This is a genomic window from Thioalkalivibrio sp., assembly GCF_007692535.1.
In the GTDB taxonomy this organism is placed as follows: Bacteria; Pseudomonadota; Gammaproteobacteria; order Ectothiorhodospirales; family Ectothiorhodospiraceae; genus Thioalkalivibrio.
On record NZ_REBW01000070.1, the window covers coordinates 1 to 9,083 of the forward strand.

The following is a 9,083-nucleotide window of genomic DNA, read 5'->3' on the forward strand; positions in this document are numbered from 1 at the left end:
CAGTTCCGACCTGATAGCGATCGCCCGAGACAATACTGAGTTCGGCCTGCGCGCCGACCATAGCATCTACTTTTGCCCTGACTATAAATACTTTGATCGCCTCGTTTGCGGGCACTCTGACGGACCCCGGCACTTCGAATGCCGCATCGAGGTCCAGGGTGCGAAGCTCGACATCCACTGCCCTGAGCGGCTTCCGATCCAATTCGATTGCAAGCGCCGTTGCCCCCCCTAGACACACATCCAGTGCTGGAAGAACTTTCGTTCCACTTCCCAAAGCCTCTCCACTGGAGACCAATACGCGGACATCCGTGATCAACGTGGCCACTCCGTCCTCGTCCCCGATCTCCTCGCCATTGGACACCGCACCAGCGATCGAGACAGACCAAGCGCCAGTGGAGTCAATGTCTAGGGAGTAGTCTCCCTGCTCAAGGCTTTCTACGCGGGTATCCGACACATCACCGATCTTGTTCGTGAGCAGAGCGAGTCGCTCTGCATCAGAATCACGCAGCCAGACAATGAAATTGCTTTCCCCCGAATGAGTTAGTTCAAAGGTCACAGCGCCACTCGTTCCGACCGTGAACGGGACTAGGCCTGATCCGGAGCCAGTAACGGTTACGATCTCATCCCCATCCGCTGGGGGCTCCCCATTCTCTGGCGGCGCGACATCTTCTTCGCCAGGCAAGGGGAACACACCATTTTCAAAGTCTGGCAAGGGGAATACGTCATCACCATCACTGCCTCCGCACCCGATAAGCATGAAGCCGAGGAGGAGGGCGAAGCCCACCGGGATGAATGAACGGAAGCGTGTTTTCCGAGTTGGGCACACAGTACGTTCTCCCGGTTCAAAGTCACCCCAGGTTGCTGGATTTCTGAAATGTTTTTGCATCAATCCAGCACCCGTGGCGTCACGAAGATCAGCAGTTCAGCCTTGGTGCTGGCGGTCGTGGTATTTCGGAACAAGTGCTTGAGGAACGGAAGCTCTCCGAAGAATGGCACGCTCTGCAATTGCGTCAGGCTGGTGATCTCGTAGACGCCTCCCAGCACGACCGTCTCGCCGTTGCCGACGACGACCTGCGTCTCGACCTCACGCTTGCTGATCGTCGGGTTGCCCTGAACGGTGCGCTGGAAATTGACCTCGTTCTTGGTGACCTTGATATCCATGATCACATTGCCGTTGGGCGTAATCTGGGGGGTGACCTCGGTCAGGAGCAGCGCGTCTCGGAATTCCACGTTGGACGTGCCCTGGTCGATCGAGAGGAAGGGAATCTCCTCGCCCTGCTCGATTCTCGCCTTTTGCCCGTTCGCCGTGATCACGCGTGGGCTGGAGATCACCTCACCACGGCCCTCCACCTGCAGGGCGCTGAGTTCAAGATCCAGCAGGATGTTCGGGCGCAGGATGCTGAAGCCGACACTGGCTCCATCGGTCACGGGCAGTGCAACGTTCAGGCGGTCGCCCAGCGCGGGGATGCCGGCGCCGGTTGTAATCCCGGTGGCGCCCTCCAATGTGCCGGATGTACCCAGTCTGGTCCGACCCTCCTGGCGGCCCCCGCTGACACCGAATCGAACCCCCAGATCCCTTCGGTAGTTGTCGTCGGCAATCACGACGCGGGTTTCGATCAGGACCTGCTGCGTCGGCACGTCCAGCCTTGAAACCAGTCGGCGTATCGCCTCGATCTGGTCCGCGGTGTCGCGAATGATCAGGGTGTTGGTGCGCATATCCACAGCCACGCTGCCCCGGTCGGAGAGGAACGACATCCGTCGATCGACACCGGTAGCGCCTCGCGCGTCCCGATCATAGATGAGTTGGCGGATCGACTCCGCCTGCGTGAAGTTCACCGATATGAACTCGGTGCGCAGCGGTGCCAGATCCTCCTGGTCGCGCAGGGCCTCGAGTTCCAGGCGCTCGCGCGCGGCGATCTCCTCGCGCGGCGCCACGTACATCACGTTGCCGGTCACGCGCTTGTCCAGCCCGCGGGTGGTGAGGATGATGTCCAGCGCCTGGTCCCAGGGGACGTTGTTCAGACGCAGCGTGATATTGCCGGTCACGCTGTCGCTGACGACGATGTTCAGGTCGGTGAAGTCGGCCAGCAACTGCAGCACCGAGCGCACCTCGATGTCCTGGAAGTTCAGGGACAGGCGTTCACCGATAAACTCTTGGCGCTCCAGGCGGAGGGCCTCGCGCTCCGCTTCGCTCAGGGGGGCAACCTCGAGCACGTAGGTGCGGTCGGTCTGGTACGAGAGCACGTCGTACTCGCCGGTCGTGTTCACGACCATCCGCACCCGGTCGTCCCGCTCGCGCACGGTGTCGATGCTGATGACCGGGGTCGCAAAGTCGGTGACGTTCAGACGGCGCACCAACTGATCCTCCATCAGCACGCGCGGGAAGATGAGTTCCACTCGGCCGGCCTGCTCGCGGACATCCACGGTTACGCCGGGACGCGAGAGCTCCACCAGGAGGCGTCCCTGACCGTCGACGCCACGACGGAAATCGATGTCGGTGATCTCCGGTGGCCGTGCACTGCGAACGCCGGGCGGCCGGGCCGGGGGCGCCTCTGCGGCGACTGGCACAGGCGCCGGAGCGGCCGCTTCGGCGTGGGCGACGCCGGTTCCGACCGTCAGGATGAGGTTGTTACCATCGACGTGGCTGCGGTAATCGGAACTGGTCGAGAGGTTGAGGATCACGCGGGTGCGATCCCCGGACTCGACGGCCGTCACCGAGAGCAGCGGCCCGAGGTTGAAGTCCGTGGTGCGGGCAGCCAGCCGGTTCGATACACCGGGCAGGTCCAAGGCGATCCGTGGCGGGGAATCGATCGCGAAGATGCTGGCGTCGGGCGGGGTATCCGAGAACTGCAGCGCAAGCTGCGTCTGCCCCGAGCCCAGATTGGCCGCCCGGAGATCCTGCAGCTCCTGGGCCGACAGCACCCCGAAGGAGGCCAGCATCACCAGTCCCGCCAGCCATGCCAGGAGCCTTGGAGGCGCCGATACACCCAATCGGGCAGTGTCGTTGCACAGTTCGGAATTCGCGTTCTTATTGAAATACATAGCCCTTTCCCCTAGAGATTTCATTCCGACAACGCAACGGAGTTTTCGCGCTCCATGTAGCCCCCAAAGGCATCCGGAACCACCTCCACCAATCGGATCTCCCGTGGTGTGATCTCGGTAATCCGTCCGAAATTCTGCCCCATGTAGTTGCCCGGCCGGACACTCTGAATCGTCCTGTCCGGTGTCCGCACCAGGGCATAGCGCACCCCCTCCTGCTCCAGCGAACCCACCAGACGCAGCGAATCCAGCGGGAAGCTCTCGAGGGGTTCCCGGGGCCGGTCGAAGTCGATATCCACGTCTCCGGGGATTCCGACGGGTTCCGCCGGCAGTGGCCGCGCGATTACGGAGGAATCGAAAGGTGAGCGGTCATGGCCCGGGTAGAGGTAGGGGTCATGCGGGTCCAGCGACGGGATCGGCTCGATGTCCCCACCGGGACGGGCCTTGACCTCTTCGACGTAGCGCTGCAGATCCGCAGTGTCTCCCTGGCAGCCGGAAAGGCCCCCTACAAGCACGACAGTGAGCAGCACAAGCCAGAGCGACGAACCGCTGCGGATGGTGACCATCAACTCCCCTCCAGATAGCGGTAGGTGCGTGCCAAGGCATCCATCAAGAGGTCAGAGTCTGCCTCGCCGGGACGGATGAACACGTCATGGACGGTGACGATACGCGGCATCTCGGAGACCCCGCTCACGAACTCGGCAAGCTGTTCATAGTTCCCGCGCACGCGCAACTGGATGGGCACCTCGGCATAGAAGGTACGGTTGGCCTCCGGACGCGGTTGGAACAACTCGATCTCGAGACCGACCGAGAGCGCCGTTTGCGATATGTCGACCAGCAGGCTGGGAATCTCCGCAGTACTGGGGAGCAACTGCAGCAGCGAGGCGAACATGCGCTCCATCTCTTCCAGCTGTGCCTCCAGCGCAGGAAGGTTTGCCGCGCGCCGCTGCTTTTCCTCGAACTCGGCGCGCAACGCCAGTTCCCTGGCCTCGCCCCGCTCCAGCGCGGCCATCTGGTCCTTGATGAAATACCAGTAGCCGGCGCCCACCAGCGCCGCGATGATCAGAATGATGATGCCGCCCTTGACGACGCCGGGGGCCTCACCGAGATTGCGGAAGTCGACTTCGTTGATCGCTCTCAGATCCATCAGGAGGCCTCCCCGTCGCTGCCGGCTTCATCGTTGGCACCCGGTCGCGTCTGCAACGCCTCCAGACGGAAATCGCGCACCTGGAGCGGGCCTTCCTGGCGGGTCTCGATGATCTGCAGGGTCGAATCGCGCAGCCACGGCGAGCCATCGACCCGACGCATCAAGGCCGAGATGCGGGCGTTGGACTCCGCTCGCCCGACAAGCCGGATGCGATCCCCTTCCTGTCGCAGTTCCTGGAAGAAGGTGCCCTCCGGCAGGGTGCGCACCATCTGATCGAAGAGATGCACGGCCTCGGGGCGGCTTGCCTGCAGGGTCTGGATCACCTCGATGCGGTCGACGACGTTCTGCCGCTGCCTGTCGATATCGCGAATCCTGGCGATCTGCCCGTCCAGCACCCGGATCTCGGACTGCAGCATCTGGTTGCGCGCTTCCTGGTGATCGATGCGGCTGTTCATGTAGGTGACGCCGGCGAGGACCAGTGCCGCGCCCACGATGGCCGCCACCACGGCCGTGGCGTAGAACTGCTTCTGACGCTGGGCCCGGCGCTGGGCCCGCCAGGGCAAGAGGTTGATATAGATCATTCCACGAACCCCCGCATGGCCAGACCGCAGGCCGTCAAGGTGGCGGGCGAGTCATTCTCGAAACGCTGCTTGTTGACCCGCCGGGCGACGGGCATGCCACGAAACGGATTCGCGATGGAGACCGGCGTGCCGGTGGCATCCTCGAGCATCTCGTCGATGCCGGGAATGACGGCGCAGCCGCCGCCAAGAAAGATGTGGTCGATCGTGTCCTGCGGGCGCGTCACATAGAAGTACTGCAGCAACCGGTGCACCTGGTCCATCATGTTCTGCTTGAAGGGTTCGAGCACCGACACCGCGTAATCCGGGGGCAGTTCGCCGTGGATCTTCGCGTTGCCCGCCTGCGACATGTCCATGTCGTACCGGCGCATGATCTCCTCGGTGAGGAGGCGGCCACCGAAGTCCTGCTCGCGGGTGTAGATGACGCCCTGCTCCTGGCTCATCACGTAGACGGCGGTGACCTGGGCTCCGACATCGACCACCGCAACGATGGGTTTCTGCTCGCGGTCGGGCAACTGGTCCAGCAGCAGACTGGTGGCGTGTTCGATCGCGTAGGCCTCGACGTCCACCAACTCCGCGGTCAGCCCGGCGCCCTGTGCGATGGCAATGCGTGATTCCACGTGTTCCTTGCGCGAAGCCACGACGAGTACATCGATAAGATCCGGGTTCGCGGCATTCTTGCCCAGCACCTGATAATCGATGCTGACGTCCTCGAGATTGTAGGGGATGTACTGGTCGGCCTCGACCGAGACCTGGCCCTCGAGTTCAGCATCACTGAGCTTGCTCGCGAACCGCAGCGTACGGGTGATGATGGTCGATGACGGCACGGCCATCGCACAGTGCTTCAGCCGCGTGCCCGAGCGCTTGACCGCCCGCTCGAGCGCCGCCCCGATCGCCCCTGCATCGCGGATTTCCTTGTCGACGACCGCGCCATCCGGCAACGGTTCGACGGCGAAGGCCTCTACCTTGTAACCGCTGCCGCTTCGGCCCAGTTCCAGCACCTTGATAGCGGCGGCACTGAAATCCACTCCGAGCAAAGCGTGGTGCTTTTTCCCCAGACCTAGCACACTACCCCCCTGATGTTCGCGTGCCACAGCGCTTATACTATAGCCGCAATCGAGCGTTATAGACGCATTTGCAATTGATCATAGTCCGCGTGAACAGGTGGCCGCAAGCGCCTTTCGCTTGGAATCATTCCCCAGCCGCAAGAAATCGCCAAGCCATGCCTCTCCCTGTCCGCATCATCCTGGCCCTTTTATCCCTCGCCATTGGCGCGGGTATGGCGGCTGTCGCCGTCTTTTTAGGCCTTTATCTCTATTACGCACCGGGGCTGCCCGCGGTCGACTCGCTGCGTGACGTGCGGCTGCAGACTCCGCTTCAGGTCTTCACCCACGATCAGCGGCTGATCGGTGAATTCGCGGAACAGCGGCGTGAACCGACGCCCATCTCCGAGATGCCCACGCAATTGCTGCAGGCCTTCGTGGCGGCGGAAGACGAGCGTTTCTTCCGGCACCGCGGAGTCGATCCGGTCGGCCTGCTGCGCGCCGGGATCAACCTGTTCAGCACCGGCGAGCGCACGCAGGGCGGCAGCACGATCACCATGCAGCTTGCCCGCAATTTCTTCCTCACCCGCGAGCGCACCTACGAGCGCAAGATCCGCGAGATCTTCCTCGCGCTGCAGATCGAACGGGAACTGTCCAAGGACCAGATCCTCGAACTGTACCTGAACAAGATTTACCTCGGGCAGCGCGCCTACGGTGTTTCGGCCGCAGCCCGCGTCTATTTCGGCCGCAACCTGGACGAACTGGAACTTGACCAGATGGCCATCCTGGCCGCTCTTCCGAAAGCGCCCTCGACCACCAACCCCGTCACCAGCCCGGAACGCGCGCAGAACCGGCGCAACTACGTGCTGCGGCGCATGCTCGAACTCGGCCTGATATCCCCTGAGGAGCACGCCTCTGCCGTGGCCCGACCGGTGCTCTCCAGGCTCCATGTCAGCCCGACCGAGGTCGACGCTCACTGGGTCGCAGAGGCTGCGCGTCAGATTATGGTCAACCTCTGGGGCGAGGAAGCCTATGTCCGCGGCCTGCGCGTCTTCACGACAATCGACGCCGCGGCCCAGGAGGCCGCGAACGCGGCGCTGCGCGATGGCCTGCTGGAATATGACCAGCGCCATGGCTACCGCGGCCCCGAACTGTCCCTGGACGAGACCGTCCTGGGCGACCCGGAGACTCGGCGAGGGGCGCTGACCGCCATCGGGGTCAGCGGCCGCATGCTGTTCCCGGCGCTGGTGCTGGAAGCGGACGAGAGCGGCATCGTCGTCGATACGGCGGGCGTCGGGGAGAGACGCCTGGAAAACGACGACCTCGCCTGGGCACGCCCAGCCGGGACGCGGGTCTCCGACTGGCTCAAGCCGGGCGACGTGGTGCGTATCCAGCCGACGGCCGAGGGTGGCTGGCGCCTGAGCCAGGTACCCGCGGTCACCGGAGCCATGATCGCCCAGGCACCCGAGGACGGGGCAATCCTGGCGTTGGCCGGAGGCTTCGACTTCTTCGAGAATCGATTCGACCGGGCGCTGCAGGCCGAGCGGCAGCCCGGTTCCGCCTTCAAGCCCCTGATCTACAGCCTCGCCCTGCAGAACGGCATGACCCCGGCCAGCACCCTGGTCGACGCACCGCTGGTCTTCAGCGACCCGGCCCTGGGCGCGGAATGGCGACCGGAGAACTATTCCCGCAGCTTCCGCGGCGCCACGACCATGCGCGAGGCTCTGGCCAATTCACGCAATCTGGCCTCGATCCGACTGCTGAACAGCATCGGCGTCAACCAGACGCATGACAACCTGGGCCGCTTCGGCCTGAACCTCGCGCAACACCCGCGCAACCTGTCGATGGCACTGGGCACCGGCACCCTCACACCGGTTGAACTGAACAATGCCTACGTGGTGTTCGCGAACGGCGGACGCCTGACCACGCCCTGGCTGATCGGGCGCATCGAAGAGGTGGACGGAACCCTGCTGTACCAGGCACCGACGGCCCGGACCTGCCCCGAACCCTGTACCAGCCCGGCCGGGCAGAATCTCCAGCTGGCCACCGCCCGCGGACCGCTGCAGTATGCCGACCCGGTGCCCACGCTGGAGCCTGGCGTCGCCTGGCAGATGAGCCAGATGCTGGGCGGCGTGATTCGTTCCGGCACCGGCCGCCGGGCGATGGAACTGGGCCGCGCGGACCTCGGCGGCAAGACCGGCACCACCAACTCCTACCGCGACGCCTGGTTCGCCGGCTTCAATGCCGAACTCGCAGCAACCGCCTGGATCGGCTTCGACGACAACCGGGAACTCGGGTCCCGGGAGGCCGGCGGCCGCGCGGCCCTCCCGATCTGGATGGGCTTCATGCAGAGGGTCCTCGCAGGCCGGCCGGAAGCGCCGGTGCCGCGGCCGGAGGATCTGGTCGAGGTCGCACTGCTGCCGGACACTGGGGAACGCACCACCGCTGACGACCCGCGCGGCAGGAGCGAATGGCTGTTGCCCGAGCAGATCCCCGAGCGCAGCGCCCTGGTCCCTGCGGACCCGGAAGATGGTGCGGCCGGCGGCAGGAGCGACGCGCAGCCCGAATTCATCTTCTGAGCCGACACGATGGCGATACCCGAGTCCAGAACCCGCCAGCGTCTCGCCGAGGAGGCGGCGCGCATCATTCTCGAGGAGGGCGTGCGCGACTACGGCCTCGCCAAGCGCAAGGCCGCCGACCATCTCGGGATGACGGGGCGACCCGAACTGCCCACCAACACGGAGGTTGAAACCGCCCTGCTGGAGCGCAACCGGCTGTTTGCGGACCCCGAAAGCCGGCTCGAGTATGCGGACCGTCTGCGCGCCGCGGCGCTGGTGATGGAACGCCTGGAACACCTGGAACCGCGCCTCGTCGGCCCGCTACTGCTGGGCATCCTGGAACCGCAGCCGGTGATCAACCTGCATGGCTTCGCGGAAACCGTGGAAGAGGTCATCATCGATCTGGGCGAGCGCGGCATCCACTGTCGTAGCGGCGAGCGCCACTACCGGGGCGGAAGCACCGGCATCCGCGCGCCGTTCCTGTCCTTCCGCGGACCCGAAGGGTTGGACATCGAACTGACCGTCTTCCCGCAGGACGGCATCCGCCAGGCGCCCCCTTCCCCGGTCGACGGCCGTCCGATGTCCCGCCTCAACCTTGCCGGCGTACGCGCACTGCTCAAGGAGGCCGAAGCCGCCCTCGACCAAACCGCCCAGTAGGTCGGGTTAGCGTGAAAGTCACGGCCATGCCCGCGCCCCCCTGTGGGAGCGGGCCTCGCCC

At 64.5% G+C, this 9,083-nt stretch carries 8 protein-coding genes; 2 read left to right on the forward strand and 6 right to left on the reverse strand.

The annotated features are described in order from the left end of the window. From EA346_RS02390 to EA346_RS02415, 6 genes are all read right to left on the reverse strand, one after another. Positions 1–886 (reverse strand): hypothetical protein (locus tag EA346_RS02390; RefSeq protein ID WP_296755181.1); only part of this gene is annotated, 886 nt, incomplete at its 3' end. After that, a complete protein-coding gene (gene pilQ / locus EA346_RS02395; RefSeq protein WP_296755183.1) occupies positions 886–3,042 on the reverse strand; it encodes a type IV pilus secretin PilQ in 2,157 nt (718 codons plus the stop codon). The genes pilQ and EA346_RS02390, both read right to left, overlap by 1 nt. Before the next feature lie 20 nt (positions 3,043–3,062). Then, positions 3,063–3,605 carry a pilus assembly protein PilP gene (locus EA346_RS02400; RefSeq protein WP_296755187.1) on the reverse strand — a complete coding sequence of 181 codons (543 nt, stop codon included), beginning with the start codon at positions 3,603–3,605 and terminating at the stop codon, positions 3,063–3,065. Continuing rightward, positions 3,605–4,186 carry a type 4a pilus biogenesis protein PilO gene (locus tag EA346_RS02405; protein WP_296755189.1) on the reverse strand — a complete coding sequence of 194 codons (582 nt, stop codon included), beginning with the start codon at positions 4,184–4,186 and terminating at the stop codon, positions 3,605–3,607. Before EA346_RS02405 ends, EA346_RS02400 begins: the two co-directional genes overlap by 1 nt. Next, positions 4,186–4,767 carry a PilN domain-containing protein gene (locus EA346_RS02410; protein WP_296755191.1) on the reverse strand — a complete coding sequence of 194 codons (582 nt, stop codon included), beginning with the start codon at positions 4,765–4,767 and terminating at the stop codon, positions 4,186–4,188. The genes EA346_RS02405 and EA346_RS02410 overlap by 1 nt, the downstream gene beginning before the upstream one ends. Further along, a complete protein-coding gene (locus EA346_RS02415) occupies positions 4,764–5,831 on the reverse strand; it encodes a pilus assembly protein PilM (protein WP_296755194.1) in 1,068 nt (355 codons plus the stop codon). Before EA346_RS02415 ends, EA346_RS02410 begins: the two co-directional genes overlap by 4 nt. 155 nt (positions 5,832–5,986) lie before the next feature. On the opposite strand from EA346_RS02415, the gene EA346_RS02420 reads away from it, so the two are divergent. Together EA346_RS02420 and EA346_RS02425 are read left to right on the forward strand one after the other, a co-directional pair. Further along, a complete protein-coding gene (locus EA346_RS02420) occupies positions 5,987–8,386 on the forward strand; it encodes a penicillin-binding protein 1A (RefSeq protein ID WP_296755197.1) in 2,400 nt (799 codons plus the stop codon). 9 nt (positions 8,387–8,395) lie between these two features. Beyond that, a complete protein-coding gene (locus EA346_RS02425; RefSeq protein WP_296755200.1) occupies positions 8,396–9,022 on the forward strand; it encodes a hypothetical protein in 627 nt (208 codons plus the stop codon). Positions 9,023–9,083: the final 61 nt, after the last annotated feature.

What these genes read in the sequence shown, in the direction of transcription:
- pilQ (WP_296755183.1), bottom strand. Translation starts at nt 3,042, where the DNA reads ATGTATTTCAATAAGAACGCGAATTCCGAACTGTGCAACGACACTGCC.
- EA346_RS02400 (WP_296755187.1), bottom strand. Translation starts at nt 3,605, where the DNA reads ATGGTCACCATCCGCAGCGGTTCGTCGCTCTGGCTTGTGCTGCTCACT.
- EA346_RS02405 (WP_296755189.1), bottom strand. Translation starts at nt 4,186, where the DNA reads ATGGATCTGAGAGCGATCAACGAAGTCGACTTCCGCAATCTCGGTGAG.
- EA346_RS02410 (WP_296755191.1), bottom strand. Translation starts at nt 4,767, where the DNA reads ATGATCTATATCAACCTCTTGCCCTGGCGGGCCCAGCGCCGGGCCCAG.
- EA346_RS02420 (WP_296755197.1), top strand. Translation starts at nt 5,987, where the DNA reads ATGCCTCTCCCTGTCCGCATCATCCTGGCCCTTTTATCCCTCGCCATT.
- EA346_RS02425 (WP_296755200.1), top strand. Translation starts at nt 8,396, where the DNA reads ATGGCGATACCCGAGTCCAGAACCCGCCAGCGTCTCGCCGAGGAGGCG.